Source organism: Acinetobacter sp. TGL-Y2 (genome assembly GCF_001612555.1).
Lineage (GTDB): Bacteria > Pseudomonadota > Gammaproteobacteria > Pseudomonadales > Moraxellaceae > Acinetobacter.
Genome location: NZ_CP015110.1, coordinates 3,062,506 through 3,081,113, shown reverse-complemented (window position 1 = coordinate 3,081,113; position 18,608 = coordinate 3,062,506). Strand labels below are relative to the sequence as shown.

Below are 18,608 nucleotides of genomic sequence, written 5' to 3'. Positions count from 1 at the left end.
AGGAGTCCTACGTGGCCCAATATATTTACACGATGAACCGTGTGTCGAAGATGGTTCCGCCAAAGCGCGAAATCTTAAAAGACATATCTTTATCATTTTTCCCAGGCGCTAAAATTGGTGTTCTTGGTTTAAACGGTGCAGGTAAATCTACTCTGCTTCGTATTATGGCTGGCGTAGATAAAGATTTCTCAGGTGAAGCACGTGCTCAACCGGGTATTAAAATCGGTTATCTTGAGCAAGAGCCACCTTTAGATGAAACCAAAGACGTTCGTGGTAACGTTGAAGATGGTCTGCGTGAACCGCTTGATGCTTTGGCGCGTCTTGATGAGGTTTTCGCTGAATATGCCGCTGAAGATGCTGACTTTGATGCGCTTGCAAAAGAGCAAGAGAAGTTAGAGGCCATTATTCATGCTTGGGATGCGCACAATCTAACAAACCAAATGGATCAAGCTGCTGCTGCGCTGAATCTTCCAGCTTGGGATGCAGATGTTAAATTGCTTTCAGGTGGTGAACGCCGCCGTGTTGCGCTTTGCCGTTTATTGCTTTCTAAACCTGACATGTTGCTTCTTGATGAACCGACCAACCATTTAGATGCATCCTCTGTAGCTTGGTTAGAGCGTTTCTTGAAAGACTTCGCAGGTACCATCGTTGCGATTACGCATGACCGTTATTTCTTAGATAACGTGGCTGAATGGATTCTTGAGCTTGACCGTGGCATGGGTATTCCATACCAAGGTAACTATTCTTCTTGGTTGGAGCAGAAAAATGCTCGCTTAGAGCAAGAGAACAAGCAAGAAGAATCTTTTGCGAAAGCATTGAAGAAAGAACTTGAATGGGTTCGTTCAAATGCCAAAGGTCAGCAAAAGAAAAACAAAGCGCGTATGGAGCGTTTTGAAGAGCTGAACTCGCGTGAATTCCAACAGCGTAATGAAACCTCTGAAATCTACATTCCACCGGGTCCACGTTTAGGCAACAAGGTTGTAGAAGTTGAAGGCATCAGTAAATCGTTTGATGGCCGTACCTTGTATAAAGATTTATCCTTCGTTGTACCACCAACAGCGATTGTCGGCATCGTGGGGGAGAATGGTGCAGGTAAAACTACATTGTTCCGAATGATGACTGGCGAACTAGAACCAGATACAGGTTCTGTGGTTCTAGGTGACTCGGTTAAAGTGGCTTATGTCGGCCAAATCCGTGACACCTTAGACAATGATAAAACGGTTTGGGAAGAAGTTTCTGGCGGTTTAGATATTTTAAAGATTGGTGAATACGAAATCGCATCTCGTGCGTATATCGGTCGCTTTAACTTTAAAGGTCAAGATCAGCAAAAACGTGTAGGTCAACTCTCAGGGGGTGAGCGTAACCGTTTACAACTTGCGAAAATCCTACAACTTGGTGCAAACGTGATCTTACTCGATGAACCGTCGAATGACTTGGATATCGAAACCTTACGTGCGCTTGAGGATGCAATTTTAGTCTTCCCAGGTACTGTGATGGTGATCTCGCATGACCGTTGGTTCCTCGACCGTATTGCAACCCATATCTTGTCATTTGAAGGCCAGACGCCAGAATTCTTCGACGGTAACTATACTGAGTTTGAAGAATACCGTCGTAAGCGTGATGGTGATGATTTGGTGGCTAAGCGTCAAAAATATCGCAAAATTGGTGCTTAATCGCTCATTTTGATTGTTAAAAAAACCAGCCTCAGGGCTGGTTTTTTTATTTTGAGTCGATTTGCTAATATTTAGCTGCGACTCAGGAATATAATTTAAGAAATCACCAGATGATTAAGTGCTTTTTCAAGTACATGCTTAGCATCATGATGTCCTTGCTCCGCGGCTTGATCCAGCCATTTTTCTGCATGTATATAACTGCGGTCTAAACCCAATTGTCCATTTAAGTAACTAAGCCCCATTTTATACTGGGCCTCTTTATCGCCCCGCAGTGCGGCACGTAAATAAAACCAAACTGCATTGCGTGCATCATTTTTATCGCACTGTTGATGCATATGATCAGACAGACATTGATTAAAACGTGTCTCATAATCATGGGCTTTATTCAGCTCATTCAGTGTCTCTGAGTAACTTTGCGAATGCCCAAGAAAAATACGCTGAACAGCACCTTGAACACGCTTCGATACAACTGAAAACATACTTACCTCCTTGCAATCCTTGCAAATTAAGCCTTATTGTTTTTTAGTTCGGGTAGGGTAAAGGGAGTATCAATGATCCCATTTCTTACTAATATAACAGTAAAGGTTTTAGGTCAAGCTTATTTATTGAACTGCTAAGGATAGGATTAGAGCAGATCTAGAGCATGGCGCTTGAATGATCGAAAAAAGCAGCCTCTAATGCACTCGCATATAGTAGTTTAAGACTATATGTATTTTATTTTAGCGAAGGATTATTTGGATCAACAAGGCTCATTCACACCAACATGATATTCATGTGAATGAGTATAAAAATCAGATGTAATGAGGTTTGAAAATTAATTTTCCCATTCATTGTTACAGTCGCGACATTTCCATTTCTTTTGTGACTGCATAAAGGCTTGCATTGAAATTTTGAAATCAGGAAGATCACGCCAAAACAGTACACCAGCAATTAAAGATGCAATAAACACAGCCACCGTTGCGATCTGTAAATTTTGCCCTGCACCGTCACCAAAGATCATCATCACGAGGCTACTGACGATTAGAAGTAACAGCAGAAAGAGACTTGGAATAAGAAAAATAAGGCTTTTGGGCACATTTGGTCGTACAGAAGGTGCATTTGCACTTGCAAGTGGCATGATTTTACGACTTTGGCATTTGGGGCATTGGTATTGCATGTTCACTCCACAATTCTTTTGGTCGATTCTATAACATTGCTGATGAAATCTAAAATTTAGAGATAAAAAAAAGCCACTGAAAGGTCAGTGGCTTTTTAGAATTTGGCGTCCCTACGGGGATTCGAACCCCGGTTACCGCCGTGAAAGGGCGATGTCCTAGGCCTCTAGACGATAGGGACAATATCGAGGCAACACCGGTTAGCTTTGAAAGCTTAACCAACTTAAGTTGTTCACTTAGTCTGTGTGGTCGCTATATTAGGTGCATAGCGACCACACGTCAACACTAAATTCAATTATGCGTTATCAACTGACTCATTTTTCGGCAGTTTTAAACTTTCATTGAGTTTTTCCCAAACTTTCGCTTCTTTTTTACTCGGTCCGCCCACAATCTCAAGTGCATGACGTAAACGCGCGAAGGTTAAATCTGGGCCAATCGTCACCATAGATTGCATAACAGGAGTCGAGGCCGTAGAACCTGCAATCGAAATAAAGAACGCAGGCATGAAATCACGTAATTTGATGTCCATCTGGTTTGCAAGATCCATCAATGTTTGACTAACGGTATCTTGATTCCATGTAAATAAGCTTTCTAAACGCCAAATGGCGAACTGTAAGCTTTGACGAACTTGTTCCTCAGATAATTTTTTGTTTTCAAATTGCTCTTTAGATAGAGACGGGAATTGGTTGAAGTAAAAACCTGCCCAATTGACTGCTTCAGACAGTAGGTTAATACGCGGTTGGATAGCAGCCGCAATATCTTCCAGCATTTTACGGTCTGCTTTCCAAGCCAAAAGCGTATCGAGTAAATCACTTGGAGAAAGTGCTTTAATCCACTGACCGTTTAGCCAGTTCAGTTTTTCAACATCAAAAATTGGACCACCGAGTGATACCCGTTTGATGTCAAAATTTTCGATCATGGCAGCTAAAGTGAATTTTTCACTTTCATCTGGCATAGACCAGCCCATGCGACCCAAATAGTTAAGCAGCGCTTCAGGCAGCACACCAATGTCTTTGTAATAATTAATTGAGGTCGGATTCTTACGCTTAGACAATTTTGATTTGTCTGGGTTACGTAAAAGTGGCATATGACACAATACAGGCATATTCCATCCGAAGTATTGATACAACAACTGATGTTTCGGTGCAGATGGAATCCATTCTTCACCACGGATCACATGGGTGATTTCCATTAAATGGTCATCGACCACGTTGGCCAAATGGTAAGTGGGTAAGCCATCTGCTTTAAGTAGAATTTGCATGTCCACTTGCGCCCATGGAATTTCAACTTCACCACGCAGCATGTCGTTGAATTTGCAGATGCCTTCAGCAGGAATCTTCATGCGAATCACGTGCGCTTCGCCCGCAACCAAACGACGTTGCACTTCTTCTTCTGTTAAGAGTAGACCACGACCATCGTAACGAGGTGATTCGCCACGTGCTTGCTGTTCGGCGCGCATTTGATCAAGTTCTTCACTGGTGGCAAAGCAATAGAAGGCATGACCTTTTTCAACCAGTTCAAGTGCATATTGCTTATAAATGCCCATACGCTCAGATTGACGGTAGGGTGCATGAGGACCGCCGACATCTGGACCTTCAGACCAATTTAAACCTAACCAGCGCAGTGAATCTAAAATCATCTTTTCAGATTCAGGGGTTGAGCGAAGTTGATCTGTATCTTCAATACGAAGAATAAATTCACCACCGTGTTGTTTTGCAAAACATAAGTTAAACAAAGCGATATAAGCGGTGCCTACATGTGGGAATCCAGTTGGAGAAGGTGCAATACGCGTACGAACGGTCATAGTCGAAATAATTCAAATATATATTGAGACTATTATAACGAAAAAGCCTAGGCGCTTAATGATTAATTCATCAATTCGGGCCTAGGCACTTTGTGTTTTAGGAATATGAGCGGGAATTCACATCCTCTATAGCGCAGTCTCGTAGGGTTGAGACTTTAAAACATCAAATTCGTTAAAAGATATTAAACGTTAAAATCGGGTTTAAGAATTTTGCTACAAAAAAATCGCTTGTACAAAACGAGAAAAACGCTGGTTTTGAGAAGCAAAAAAGTTTTGTGTTGGTGCAACCGAAATAGAGGTGATCACCTTCATCTGGTCTTGTTCTGCCAAAAGCTTACTGTCACTACGATTACGCTTCTGCTGAGAGAGTGCTCTTTCAATAGGCGACTGATTTTTTTCAATCGACAACGGTGCGTGAACTGCTTTACTGGTTTTCTGTAGCGCAGCCGCTTGCGTGGTTTGTGCGACGAAGCCTAAAAACAGGCTAAAACAAATCGTTTGATACAATGATGTTTTCATTCCAATCTTCCCCTAATTGGTATTTTTGTAAAGATATAGATTTTACGTTTACATTTTAACCATAATTTTCACAAAAAACACAAATACGTCACACTTATTTACAAAATTATGTGATTTAACTCAAAAAATATTTTCATTTGACTCATTTTGGTTGGCGTGTTGCATTTTTAGCAAATAATGATGAACACAATATGAAGATTTTCGCCATAGAGACCTAAGCGGGGAGTGGTTTAGCAAAAATAAAACTAAATTTTGCATATTTTAGGATATGCCAAAAACAGATTTAATCATGCGAAATGGTTGTAACTTGATGATTGTTTAATCAAGAGAATAAAAATAAAGTACAGCCATTCATAACCAAAATAAGAGCATCGTATGAAAAAAATGATACTAGGTAGTTTAATGACGTTAGCGGTGGTAGGTAGTACACAGACTTATGCAGACAAGTCATTTTTAAATGTGTCTTACGATCCTACGCGTGAATTTTATCAAGAATACAACAGCAAGTTTGGTGAATTTTGGAAAAAAGGCACGGGTCAAGAGATCGCTTTTAAACAGTCACATGGGGGATCGGGTAAACAAGCGCGGGCAGTAGCAACGGGCCTACAGGCTGATGTCGTGACTCTTGCTTTGGCGAATGATATTGATGAAATTGTGAATGCTGGTTTCATTGATAAAAACTGGCAAAAAGAATTTCCGAATAATTCCGCACCTTATACATCGACCATTGTTTTCTTGGTTAAAAAGGGTAATCCCAAAAACATCAAAGATTGGAATGATTTGACCCAATCAGGTGTTGATATCATTACTCCAAACCCGAAAACGGGGGGTGCACCGCGCTGGATCTATTTATCTGCATGGGGGTATGCACTGAAACAACCGGGCGGGAATGATGCCAAAGCAAGAGAGCTGGTGAAAAAACTGTATAAAAATGTCAAAGTTTTAGATTCGGGTGCACGTGGATCACTCACAACGTTCGCAGAGCGTGGTATAGGCGATGTACTGTTATCTTGGGAAAATGAAGCTTTACTTGCTACCCAAGGTTTAGGTAAGGACAAATATGAGATTATTTACCCATCTATTTCAATTTTGGCTGAGCCGTCGGTGGCCATTGTTGATAAAACAGTCGATAAAAACGGCAATCGTAATTTGGCGAAAGGCTATTTAAATTATCTTTATTCACCTCAAGGGCAGGAGTTGGCTGCCAAACATAATTTCCGTCCGCGTAATGTTCAAGTGGCTACCAAATACAGCCAGAAATTTCCAAAGCAAAATACCTTTACTATTGATAAAGTTTTTGGCGGTTGGGCAAAAGCACAAAAAACACATTTCGCAAATGGCGCGATCTATGACCAAATTTCAGCTGAAAAATAAAGTAGAGGGTTTGAGCATTTAAGATGGGGCAAAGGATTGCATGGATGTGTGTGCAATCCTTTTTTATGAGCTGAAAATTAAAGAGGCTATAGCTATGAGAGGTGTTCTATTTTTGAGTAGGCTTGATCATTAGAATTGCGGTTTATAGGGGAATTTCATATATTGAATGCCTTATGGATGAAATTAAAATTGAGCGGTTATGAAATCCCACATAAAAACCCTAATGACCTCTTTGTCTTTGGTGATCGGACTGACGGCAGTCGTACCTGTAACCCAAGCTGCGGATAAGCAATTTTTAAACGTCTCTTATGATGCAACGCGTGAATTTTACGACGAATTTAACGCCTCATTTGGACAGTATTGGAGTAGCCGTACTGGAAAATCTGTGCATTTTAAACAGTCACATGGCGGTTCGGGCAAGCAAGCGCGTTCAGTGGTCGATGGTTTGAAAGGTGATGTTGTCACCTTGGCATTGGCCAATGATATTGAAGAAATTGTAAAGTCGGGTCAGATTAATGCGGGATGGCAAAAAGAGTTTCCCAATAACTCAGCACCTTATACCTCGACCATTGTATTTATGGTGCGTAAAGGTAACCCGAAAAAAATCAAAGATTGGTCGGATTTAACCAAGTCAGGTGTTGAAATCATCACGCCGAACCCGAAAACAGGCGGTTTGCCACGTTGGGTCTACTTGTCTGCTTGGGGTTATGCACTGAAACAACCTGCAGGCAATGAGGCCAAAGCCAAAGATTTTGTCGGCAAAATGTACCGTAATGTTAAAGTCATGGACTCAGCTGCGCGCGCATCAATGACCACTTTTGCTGAACGTGGTATAGGTGATGTGCTGTTGACTTGGGAAAATGAAGCACTGGTGACTCAGAAAGTATTGGGTAAAAAAGACTTTGAAATTGTTTATCCGTCGATGTCGATTTTGACTGAACCCTCGGTTGCGATTGTTGATAAGACTGTAGAGAAAAATGGCAATAAATGGTTGGCAACAGGCTATATCAATTATCTCTATTCACCGCTCGGTCAGGAAATGGCAGCCAAACATTTCTACCGCCCACGCAGTGAGCAAGTGTTAAAGAGATATTCGGCGCAATTTCCAAAACTGAAAACATTTACCATTGATGAGGTTTTTGGTGGCTGGTCTAAGGCACAGCAAACACATTTTGTGAATGGTGCAATCTTTGATCAAATCTATAGCAATCGTCGCTAATTTATTGAAGTTATTGAATTTAAATAAAAAAGTCTCAGTATGAGACTTTTTTATTGCATGAATTATGCATTAGGAACGGTTTTACCTATGAAAAGTAATATTTCCGTACAAAAAGTCGTTTGGAGCTTTGCCAAAACAAGGTAATAATGTGCAGTTAAATTTCCCCTGATTTTGATTAAATAATTATGTCGCATATTTCTGTATTACTTCATGAAACTGTTGATGCTCTAGTGGCGGATCGCAATACAGGAATTTATGTCGATGGCACATTTGGGCGAGGGGGTCATACTCGTTTGTTGTTATCGAAATTAGATGAAAATGCACGTGTTTATGGTTTTGATAAAGACCCGCAAGCTTTGGCTGTGGCTGCTGAGTTAGAGCAAGAAGATCCACGGTTTAAAATTATTCATGCCAGCTTTGCTGATATTAAACAAGAATTAAATCAACGTGGTATTCAAGAAGTTGATGGCATTATGGCGGATTTAGGGGTGTCATCTCCGCAGCTTGATCAAGCTGAACGCGGTTTTAGCTTTATGAAAGACGGCCCTCTGGACATGCGTATGGACAACTCGCAAGGTCCAACTGCAGCAGAGTGGTTACTCAGCGTTGATGAAGAGCATCTTGCCAATGTTATTTTCCAATATGGTGAAGAGCGTTATAGTCGTCGTATTGCCAAAGCGATTAAAGCTGCAGGTCAGATTGATACCACAGCACAATTGGCTGAAATTGTGAAAGTAGCCCATCCGAAATGGGAAAAAAACAAGCATGCTGCAACCCGTACTTTCCAAGCGATTCGTATTGAAATTAATAAAGAATTAGATGATGTACACACATTTTTACCGCAAGCACTTGAGTTGTTAAAGTCAGATGGTCGTTTAGCGGTGATTAGCTTCCATTCTTTGGAAGATCGTATTATTAAACAGTTTATTCAAAAAGAAGCGACATTCCCTGAAGATACAGGTTGGGGAATGCCACAGAAAATAGAAGATAAGCGTAGACTTAAAAAAATTGACCGTGTGCGGGCAAGTGAAGCCGAGGTGAAACAAAACCCGCGTTCACGCAGTGCTTGGTTACGTGTGGCAGAACGCTTCAATAAAATAGGCGAACAATGAAGTCGGAAAGTGTAGAACAAAAAAAACCTCAGCATTTGGGGCGAAAGAAACTATTGGTCTATACCATTTTAACGACGCTGGTGTTAATCAGCGCCTTTATGGTGGTGTATCAGGTGTATTTGTATCGTCATGATTTTCGTGAATTTAATACACATATGCGTGATCGAGAAGATATCAATGCAGAGTGGGGGCGTTTGCTGATTGAACAGCAAACCTTTGGCGCAACTGCGCAGATTGGAACGCGCGCAGTGACCCAATTAAGAATGTATTCACCGCCGACCGCGCAAACCGTCGTGATTTCTTTACCCACAGAACCTGAGCAAAAAAAATAGGCACGCTGAATGGCAGATAAAAGTAAAACCAAGCAACCTCGTAAAAAACAACAGTCAATCTCAGAAAAACCCAGTATTGCTGTCGATATGTGGCGCTTTTATTTGATGTGGGGCGTGGTCATCCTCTGCTTCATCTTATTGGTTTTTCGTGCCTTTTATGTGCAAGTGGTTAATAAAGACTTTTTGCAAAATAAAGCCAATGCCAAGATTTTAAGAACAGAAAAAATGAAGGCCATGCGTGGTGTGATCAGTGATCGCAACGGTGTACCTTTAGCCATCAGCACCCCGATTATGAAGGTGGTGATTGATCCACAAAATTATTATGAAACCAAAAAAACTTTTGATGAAGTAACAGCTCAGTTAAAAAATAGCCCAAATAGTTACAAACTTAAAAATCAACTGCCCAAAGAAAATCTGAATTTAGATGAATTGGCAGATGCGGTCGGTATTGAGCGTGAAGAATTAAAGCGCCGTGTGAAAGAGCGCGCACGTTCACGTTATGTGGTGCTGAAAAAAGAAGTCCCCCCCCCTCAAGCAGACCTTTTGGTGAAACGTAACTTTGCGGGTGTGTATGCGGAAAAATCCTATAAACGTTACTACCCACAGCCACAAGCCAATTCGCAAATTATTGGCTTAACCAATACCGAAGGTACGGGTATTGAAGGGCTGGAAATGCAGCTCAACAAGCGCTTGGCAGGTGTGGACGGTGAACAGAAAATTGTCCGTGATAAACATGGTAACCGTGTGCAAACGCCTGAAGTGGTTAAAGAAGTCGAGGCGGGTGAAAACATTACCTTAAGTATCGATTCGCGCCTGCAATACATTATGTACCGTGAGCTGACTGCGGTGGGTGTGGCCAATAATGCACGTTCTGCCACCGCCATAGCAGTAGATGTGAAGACCGGTGAAATCTTGGCGATGACCAGTTGGCCATCTTATAACCCGAATGATAAAAACAGCTTATCCAATAAAGATGCTATGCGTAATCGTGGCGCTGTCGATTCATTTGAGCCGGGTTCAACCATGAAGCCATTAACTGTGGCGATGGCACTGGAAAGTGGTAAATATACAGCGAATTCAGTCGTCAATACCACGCCGGGTTCTATGCGCGTGGGCAACCATACCATTCGGGATACCCATAACTATGGTGCATTAACGTTGGGGGGGATTATTCAAAAATCATCCAACGTGGGTGTAGCGAAAATTGCCTTGTCTCTGCCTTATCCAACCTTGCCGACATTTTACAAGCGTTTAGGTTTTGGTCAGCGTTCTGCGGTGAAATTTCCAGGCGAAAGTCCAGGTTTGATTTTGCCACCCAGTAAATGGAATGTCTCTGAAGTTGCGACCATGGCCTATGGTTATGGTCTCAATGCAACCGTACTTCAAATGGCAGATGCATATGCAATGCTTGCCAATAAAGGCGTTAAAGTTCCCTTAAGTTTATATAAGCTTGATGGAGAGCCAAAAGGTGAACAAATGATTGATCCTAAAATTGCGGATCAAGTGCTGTTAATGATGGAAACCGCCACTTTACCGGGCGGTACAGCAACACGCGCGACCATTCCAGGCTATCGCGTTGCAGGCAAAACAGGGACAGCACATAAACTTCGTCCAGACCGCAAAGGCTACTCGACCAATGAATACCGTGCCTTATTTGCAGGCGTAGCGCCCGTCAGTAATCCACGTTTAGCCATGGTGGTTGTGGTGGAAAACCCAAAAGGTACTTATTATGGCGGTACAGTGTCTGCACCTGTATTCTCACGCGTGATTCAAGAATCCTTACGCCTGCTGAATGTGCCTTTAGACAAGCCTTTAGATACTCCTAAAATCCAGTAAATAGGTGATCAATGTCCATTACATTTAAAGATCTCTACACCGCCCAAACTGCTGCTGATTGGATGAATACATCCTTTCAGGGCTTTCATCTGGATAGTCGTAAAGTCAGTTCAGGGCAAATTTTTATTGCCCTGAATAGTTTTTCACAGCCTGAAAAAACCGTAGAATTTGCTCAAAAAGCCCTAAATAATGGCGCAATTGCAGTGATTTCAGAGCAAGATCTTCAGCTTGAAAATAATCTGGTCGTGCCAAATGTCAGGCACTTAATGGGACAATGGCAGAAGCTCTATTTGCAAGCCACCCAGCCCAATATAGCTGCACGTATATTGGCCGTGACGGGAACCAATGGTAAAACCACAATTTCACGTCTGATTGCAGAACTGCTTACCCTGCAAGGCAAAAAATGTGCAGTCATGGGCACCACAGGTAACGGCATTTTACCGAACCTAGAAGCCTCATCACGCACCACACTAGACGCACTGCATTTACAAACAGCGCTGCATGACTATGCCAATCAAGGTGCCGAATTTGTGGCTTTGGAAGCAAGCTCACATGGTTTGGAGCAGGGACGTTTAAACGGATCTACGATTGAAATTGCTGCCTACTCAAATTTAAGTCGTGATCATCTAGATTATCACGGGACTTTAGAAGCTTATGCGGAAGCGAAATCGCGCTTATTTCAATTTGAGTCTTTGAAAGTTGCGATTATCAACATGGATGATGAGTTTGCATCAGTCATGCTGGCGGCGGCTCAAGCGAATCCGTCTCAGCCAAAAATATTAGGCTATTCAACTCAACATGCAGCAGATTATCAAGTACGTGATATTGCCTATAGCTTAGATGGTGCTAAATTTACATTAAGCAGTGCCCAAGGTGAATTCGAGGTTCAAAGCCCATTACTCGGTCATTTTAATATTGAAAATATTGTCGCGAGTCTGATTGCCGCTGAGCAAGCAGGTTTTGATCTAACAGCGTTGGTTGAAGTCGTGCCGCAGTTAAAAGGTGCGCCAGGTCGTATGCAGGTGATTCGAGATGATGCGCGTTTATTTGTGGTGGACTATGCACATACTCCAGATGCATTGATTCAAGTTCTGCAAACCTTAAAACGCCATGTATCGCAAAACTTATGGGCGGTATTTGGCTGCGGCGGTGACCGAGATCGTGGTAAACGTCCTTTAATGACACAAGCGGCACTCGATGGTGCTGATATTGTGTTATTGACCTCGGATAACCCACGCACAGAGAACCCAGACCAAATTTTTGCAGATATGAAAGCAGGATTAGATTTTGGTCCGCAAACCGTACATGAAATTCATGACCGCCGTGAAGCGATTAAGTTTGCTGTAAAACACGCCCAAGCTGGGGATATCGTCGTGATCGCAGGTAAGGGTCATGAGAACTATCAAGAAATTGATGGCGTTCGTCATTGGTTTGATGATGTGGTCGAAGTGCAATCTGCAATCAATACCATTCACAGTTCAGTTAAATCCGCGTATCCAGCGTCATAAGGAAAAGTTATGCATACCTCAACAACAAGTACTTCTCCTTTAGAAGCTTGGACAGCTGAGCAATTACAGCAAGCCACTCAAGGGCATTGGCATAATCAAAAAAAACCTCAAACAGCTGTTAAACGTATCTTGACCGACTCACGCCATGCTGAGCCAGGTGATGCCTTTTTGGCATTACAAGGCGAACGATTTGATGCGCATGATTTTATTGAACAAGTGTCGAAAAATGGTTGTGAAATCGCGATTGTGAGCCATCCTGTCGATGCTGATATTTGCCAACTGGTGGTTGCAGATACACGCTTAGCACTGGGGCATTTAGGTGCATATCGCCGTGCTCAAAATTCGCAATTAAAAGTCATCGCCTTGACAGGCAGTAGTGGCAAGACCACCACCAAAGAAATGCTGGGCAGTATTTTATCTCGCTTAGCACCCACACTGATTACGCGCGGTAATTTAAACAATGATTTAGGTGTACCCATGATGCTGCTGGAGCTGCGTGCTGAGCATCAATATGCGGTCATGGAGCTTGGGGCAAGTCATCAAGGTGAAATTGATTACACCTCACAGCTGGTTCAACCGCATGTGGCGGGTATTATTAATATTGGCACGGCGCACTTGGGTGAATTTGGTGGGCGTGACGGTATTTGCACCGCTAAATCTGAAATTTATGCGCATATCGCTGCGTCAGGTACAGCCATTATTCCAGCAGAAGATGATTTTGTGGATGTCATTGGGCAAGCCGTCAAAAGCGAACAGCGCTTAAGTTTTGGTACGGGCGGTGATGTATTTGCAACTGAGGTTGAGTTGTTGGCACAATCTGCGCACTTCACATTAAATACACCGCAAGGAACAGGTCAGGTTAATTTACCCTTTGCTGGTGCGCATAATGTCTCTAACGCGACTGCAGCTTGTGCATTTGCTTTGGCGCTGGGGATTGATTTAGATGATATTGTGCAAGGCTTACAACATGCACAAGGTGCTCAAGGTCGTCTGAACTTTATTCAGCACGACAAATATTTGTTTATAGATGATACCTACAATGCCAATCCGACCTCAATGCGTGCCGCAGGTGAAGTCCTTGCACAGCAGGACGGTGTGCGGGTGATGGTGATTGGTGATATTGGCGAATTGGGTGCAACCGCCGCACAGCAACATTATATGCTGGGTCGCGATTTGGTCTCGATCAAAGGTCTAAACTTTATCGTAGCGATTGGTGAGTTTGCACCTGCAACCCAAGAGGGTGCGCGTAGTACCCAATATGGCAAAAAATTACAGGCCTTTCTTACACAAGAACAGGCAATTCCTTTTTTAATTAGTCTAGTCGAAACACATCAACCTCAAACAATGAGTTTTTTGTTTAAAGGCTCACGTTATACCCATATGGAAACGTTGATGGCAGATTTGATGGAGAACCTCTAAATGCTGTTATGGTTATTTGAACAACTGGCGGGCTATAACAGCTCGTTTAATGTCGTTCGTTATTTAACATTACGCGCTTTGCTGAGTGTCTTAACGGCATTGACCATTGGTTTGGTGTTAGGCCCAGTGATGATTCGCAAGCTACAAGCGCTCAAATATGGCCAAGCAGTGAGTTCATTCGCGCCTGAAAACCATGCCAAAAAAATGGGTACACCGACCATGGGTGGCTTGTTGATTTTACTCTCCATTGGTATTTCAACGCTGCTTTGGGCGGATCTATCGAATCCCTATGTGTGGATTGTGCTGGGTGTGATGGTGGTGTTTGGTGCAGTGGGCTGGGCGGATGATTGGATTAAAATCCGCTATAAAGACAATGCTGGATTACCTGCACGTAAGAAGTTCTTTTGGACCTCTGTTGCATCACTCGGTGCCGGTATTGCGCTGTATGTGATTGCAAAACAGCAAGTCAATCCGATCCATACAGCAAATATGCTGGATTTATTGATTCCATTCTTTAAAGATTTATCCGTGCCTTTGTCTGCGATTCCGCTGGGTATTGGCTTTATTATCTTCACATATTTGGTGATTAATGGCGCATCAAATGCTGTGAATCTCACCGATGGTCTCGATGGTTTAGCGATTATGCCGGTGGTGCTGGTCGCTACAGGTTTGGGTGTATTTGCGTATCTGGCGGGTGATGTACGCTTTGCCGACTATTTGCATATTCCTTATGTCAAATACGCTTCTGAATTGGTGGTTATTTGTGCTGCAATGATTGGTGCGGGCTTGGCCTTTCTTTGGTACAACGCACATCCTGCACAAATTTTCATGGGTGATGTCGGTGCGTTATCACTCGGGGCGATGCTCGGCACAATTGCAGTCATGGTGCGTCAAGAAATCGTCTTTGCAATTATGGCGGGTGTGTTCGTGGTTGAAGCGGTCTCTGTATTTTTACAGATTGGTTCACTGCGTATGCGTAATAAACGTGTGTTCCTTATGGCACCTTTACATCATCACTATGAGAAAAAAGGCTGGCGTGAAACACAGGTGGTGATTCGTTTCTGGATTATCACAATTATGCTGGTAGTTTTAGGTCTAATGACTTTAAAATTGCGCTAAGCAAAAAATGAATCTGAAAAGTCGGCATTTGCCGGCTTTTTTTATGGCGCTTAGCTGTGGAGAAAATGATGAATCTGTTGATGTGTCCTGTTTGTCGCAAGGCATTGGTACTTGCAGAACGAACGTGGCGCTGTGCCAGCAATCATAGTTACGATGTCGCAAAGCAAGGCTATGTGAATTTACACGTGGTGCAGCATAAGCACAGTAAAAATCCAGGTGATACACCAGAGTCGGTGCAGGCACGCCGTGCATTTTTGAGTGCAGGCTTTTATGCGCCATTACAACACGCCGTGGTGGAGTTGATTCGTCATTTACATATAGAAAATTTGATAGATATTGGCTGCGGTGAAGGTTATTACACAGATGCAATGCAGACAGAAGTTCTGCAATGCGTGGGGGTAGATATTGCCAAAAATGCAGTACAAGTTGCTGCAAAACTCAATAAAAACGTGACTTGGGTCGTTGGAACCGGCGCAATATTGCCAGTGCTTGATCAATCGGTTGACTTATGTAGCAGTTTATTTAGCCCAATTCCAGAACAAGAAATTTTACGTGCTTTAAAGCAAAATGGTTATTTGTTGGTTGTGACACCTGCCACCGAACACTTATATGCAATGCGAGACGCTTTATTTGATGAAGTAAATCCACATGAGCCAAATAAATTTGTAGATCAGTTAAGTCAGAATTTTGAATTGATGCGTGATGTCGTGGTCGATGCTCCCATGACATTGCAGCAGCAAGATTTAAAAAATCTGATTGCCATGACGCCGTATGCTTACAAGGCCAAAGCAGAACTGAGAACAGCTTTGGAAGAAAAGGAGAATTTCGAGCTTAAAGCGCAGTTCCAGATTTATTTGTTTAAGAAAAAATCTTAATGCAATATAAAAAGCCCTCGGACGAGGGCTTTTTTACAGACTTGATTTAAAGCTTAAATTGTAATGATTGCTTATTGCACTTCATGGATCAGACTTTCCAAAGCATCTTGCTTAGGCGCTTCACGCTTTGCAGGAGTAGGAGATTGATTCATTGGTGGTGGTACAGCATTTGCGGGTTTCAATGCTTGTTCATCCCCTGGCAAATCATCAAAATCTTTACTTTGACTATTACTTGGACGAATTAAGGTTGGGCGATAAATCGGACGTGCCAGAGGTGGGCTACCTGCACTTTCTGACGTCGTGTCATCTAGTTCAACGGCTTTTCCACGCTGATCTCGGGTCAATGGTGCTTTGGCATTTTTATCTAAATTTACCCACGCATGCGGTGTACCTGCCAAAGATTTGGCCATGAAATTGCTCCAAATCGGTAGTGCTGCAATGCCCCCATACTCACGACGACCCAGGGTTGAAGGTTGGTCAAAACCGACCCAAGTCACAGCGACCAATTTGCCATTAAATCCTGCAAACCAAGCATCTTTAGCATCATTGGTGGTTCCTGTTTTACCACCCAAGTCACTACGACCAATTTTTAAAGCGGCGCGACCGGTACCACGGGCAATGACGTCATTCAAAATATTCGCCATATCAAATGCAGAACTGGATTTCAAAATACGCTGTGCTTGACGGAATTGACTTTTTTCTTCTTTGGTTAACGTTTTTTGAACTTTTTTAGCCTCAATGGTTTTATTCGTGAGCTCAATTACTTCATCATCAGGTGTCGTAGTTTCTGGTTGAACAGGCTCTTTTTCGTTCGCTATACAGCTAATACACGCATACTCAGGGTTGGCTTTATAAATCACATTTCCATAAGCGTCCTCAATTTTACTAATAAAATGTGGTTGCACACGGAAACCACCATTGGCAATCGCGGAATAACCGGTCGCCATTTGCACAGGCAAAACCTGCGGTGTCCCTAAAGCAATGGTGTAGTTACGTGGGATTTGATCTTCTTGTAAACCAAAATCTATAAACAATTGACGAGTACGTTCGATACCGACCGTTTGTAATAAACGTACTGACACTGTATTACGCGATAAATACAGCGCACGGCGTAAAGGAATCATACCCAAATAGCGACCATCAGAATTTCGAGGTGACCATTTGCCAATGGTGATCGGATTGTCATTGACCATAGTGTGCGGCGTCATGCCTCGTTCTAAAGCCAATGAATAAACAAAGGGTTTAATAATCGAACCGGGTTGGCGCCAACCTTGAATCGCACGGTTGAATTTCGATTGATAAAAATTATATCCGCCGACAATGGCTACAATTGAACCATCATTGGGATTTAAGGCAATCAATTGACCTTGTACTTTCGGCACTTGTACCAAAGCCCATGAGGTTTTATTTTCATTGGGTCTTAGGCGAACAATATCTTTAACTTTGACAATTTGAGATGCATGGCTCGGTGCTCCCCCCACACTGTTGGCATTGCGATAGGGACGAGCCCATGACATGCCTGACCACGGTACAGTCACACTTGTGCCATCTTGCATGGTGGCTTCAAAAGAGCTGCTATTCACCTTGGTGACTTCAACAGGATAGGTGTTAGCATAGGCCATGAAATTTTTCAGCGGTTGATCATGTCCTTCTGCCCCGCGCCAGCCATGACGGCGATCATAATCCTCTAAACCGCGGCGTACCGAATCTTCCGCGTATTCTTGGCGCTTATAATCAATGGTGGTATAGACTTTATAACCTGAGTCGATCGCAAGTTCGCCGAATTTATTCATCAGTTCTGAACGGACCATTTCACCGACATAAGGGAATTTGTTGCCGATACCGCGATCAGGCATATTGAGTACCACAGGTTCAGCCACGGCACTTTGATACTGTGCTTGTGTGATATACCCGAGCTGTAACATACGACCTAAAATCCAATTGCGACGTTCTAAAGCACGTTCTGGATTTGCCACAGGATTGTATTTAGAAGGGGCTTTAGGCAGGCCTGCAATCATCGCCATTTGGGCAATTGAAAGCTGATCTAAACTCTTGTCATAATAAATTTTTGCAGCAGCTGCAATACCATAGGCATTTTTGCCCAAGAAAATTTTATTCACATATAAGGTTAGAATATCTTCTTTGCTTAAGTTTTGTTCTATTTTTCGTGCCAGAAAAATTTCCGTCAGCTTACGCTTTAACGTGCGCTCGGGAGACAAATAATAATTCTTTGCCACTTGCATGGTGATGGTTGAACCGCCCGTTTGCACATCAGACCCAGTTACCGTTTCACTCACCGCACGCCCTAAGCCTTTAAAGCTGACACCACTATGGTCAAAAAATGATGAGTCTTCTGCTGCCAAAAAAGCATGAATAAAACTTTTAGGAATTTGTGCATAATCTACGGGCACAGAAAGTTTGCCACCATACTCAGCAATGAGTTGATTATCTGAGGTGTAGACCTGTAAAGGCTTTAATAAAGGTGCCTTTTTTAACGAACTCATTTGCGGAAGCGATGGTGCAATGTACAAGTACATGCCGTAAAACCCCATCGGAACCGCAATTAAGACGATAATAATCAGCAGAAAAAAAGGATGAATGTGTCCACAACGAGATAGCTTTTTCATAACAAGTAAGTTTTAATAGGTGCTAAAGGCAAACTAA

General features: G+C 42.7%; 14 protein-coding genes, 1 tRNA gene and 1 pseudogene. 10 read left to right on the top strand and 6 right to left on the bottom strand.

The window, feature by feature from the left end; all coding sequences use genetic code 11:
* Positions 1-11: 11 nt before the first annotated feature.
* Positions 12-1,673: an energy-dependent translational throttle protein EttA gene (gene ettA / locus AMD27_RS14720; protein WP_067661894.1), complete on the top strand. Its 1,662-nt coding sequence runs from the start codon at positions 12-14 to the stop codon at positions 1,671-1,673.
* Positions 1,674-1,768: 95 nt separating this feature from the next.
* On the opposite strand, the gene AMD27_RS19200 is transcribed toward ettA, so the two are convergent.
* The 5 genes from AMD27_RS19200 to AMD27_RS14695 form a co-directional block, all read right to left on the bottom strand.
* A complete protein-coding gene (locus AMD27_RS19200) occupies positions 1,769-2,152 on the bottom strand; it encodes a tetratricopeptide repeat protein (RefSeq protein ID WP_081405982.1) in 384 nt (127 codons plus the stop codon).
* Positions 2,153-2,487: 335 nt separating this feature from the next.
* A complete protein-coding gene (locus AMD27_RS14710) occupies positions 2,488-2,829 on the bottom strand; it encodes a hypothetical protein (RefSeq protein ID WP_067661893.1) in 342 nt (113 codons plus the stop codon).
* 103 nt (positions 2,830-2,932) lie between these two features.
* A tRNA-Glu gene (locus AMD27_RS14705) sits at positions 2,933-3,008 on the bottom strand.
* A 114-nt stretch (positions 3,009-3,122) separates the two neighbouring features.
* On the bottom strand, positions 3,123-4,631 hold the full coding sequence (gltX, locus tag AMD27_RS14700; RefSeq protein ID WP_067661890.1) for a glutamate--tRNA ligase: 1,509 nt from the start codon (positions 4,629-4,631) through the stop codon (positions 3,123-3,125).
* 213 nt (positions 4,632-4,844) lie between these two features.
* Complete coding sequence (locus AMD27_RS14695) at positions 4,845-5,150, bottom strand: hypothetical protein (RefSeq protein WP_067661888.1); 306 nt, start codon at positions 5,148-5,150, stop codon at positions 4,845-4,847.
* 384 nt (positions 5,151-5,534) lie between these two features.
* Here AMD27_RS14695 and AMD27_RS14690 point away from each other — a divergent pair, with 384 nt between their 5' ends.
* The 9 genes and pseudogenes from AMD27_RS14690 (at position 5,535) to AMD27_RS14650 (ending at position 15,944) form a co-directional block, all read left to right on the top strand.
* Positions 5,535-6,524: a sulfate ABC transporter substrate-binding protein gene (locus AMD27_RS14690; RefSeq protein WP_416202822.1), complete on the top strand. Its 990-nt coding sequence runs from the start codon at positions 5,535-5,537 to the stop codon at positions 6,522-6,524.
* A gap of 223 nt (positions 6,525-6,747) precedes the next feature.
* A complete protein-coding gene (locus AMD27_RS14685) occupies positions 6,748-7,743 on the top strand; it encodes a sulfate ABC transporter substrate-binding protein (RefSeq protein ID WP_416202821.1) in 996 nt (331 codons plus the stop codon).
* 185 nt (positions 7,744-7,928) lie between these two features.
* A complete protein-coding gene (rsmH, locus tag AMD27_RS14680) occupies positions 7,929-8,855 on the top strand; it encodes a 16S rRNA (cytosine(1402)-N(4))-methyltransferase RsmH (protein ID WP_067661882.1) in 927 nt (308 codons plus the stop codon).
* Complete coding sequence (gene ftsL / locus AMD27_RS14675) at positions 8,852-9,187, top strand: cell division protein FtsL (protein ID WP_067661881.1); 336 nt, start codon at positions 8,852-8,854, stop codon at positions 9,185-9,187. The genes rsmH and ftsL overlap by 4 nt, the downstream gene beginning before the upstream one ends.
* Before the next feature lie 9 nt (positions 9,188-9,196).
* Positions 9,197-11,031: pseudogene (ftsI, locus tag AMD27_RS14670) on the top strand (penicillin-binding protein PBP3).
* Positions 11,032-11,034: 3 nt separating this feature from the next.
* Positions 11,035-12,531, top strand: a complete 1,497-nt coding sequence (locus AMD27_RS14665) for a UDP-N-acetylmuramoyl-L-alanyl-D-glutamate--2,6-diaminopimelate ligase (RefSeq protein ID WP_067661877.1) — start codon at positions 11,035-11,037, stop codon at positions 12,529-12,531.
* Positions 12,532-12,540: 9 nt separating this feature from the next.
* Positions 12,541-13,950, top strand: a complete 1,410-nt coding sequence (locus AMD27_RS14660) for a UDP-N-acetylmuramoyl-tripeptide--D-alanyl-D-alanine ligase (protein ID WP_067661876.1) — start codon at positions 12,541-12,543, stop codon at positions 13,948-13,950.
* Positions 13,951-15,069, top strand: coding sequence for a phospho-N-acetylmuramoyl-pentapeptide-transferase (mraY, locus tag AMD27_RS14655; protein WP_067661872.1), 1,119 nt, complete (start codon positions 13,951-13,953; stop codon positions 15,067-15,069).
* A 68-nt stretch (positions 15,070-15,137) separates the two neighbouring features.
* Entirely contained in the window at positions 15,138-15,944 is an 807-nt protein-coding gene (locus AMD27_RS14650; RefSeq protein ID WP_067661870.1) for a putative RNA methyltransferase, read from the top strand.
* A gap of 71 nt (positions 15,945-16,015) precedes the next feature.
* On the opposite strand, the gene ponA is transcribed toward AMD27_RS14650, so the two are convergent.
* On the bottom strand, positions 16,016-18,571 hold the full coding sequence (ponA, locus tag AMD27_RS14645) for a penicillin-binding protein PBP1a (RefSeq protein ID WP_067661867.1): 2,556 nt from the start codon (positions 18,569-18,571) through the stop codon (positions 16,016-16,018).
* Positions 18,572-18,608: the final 37 nt, after the last annotated feature.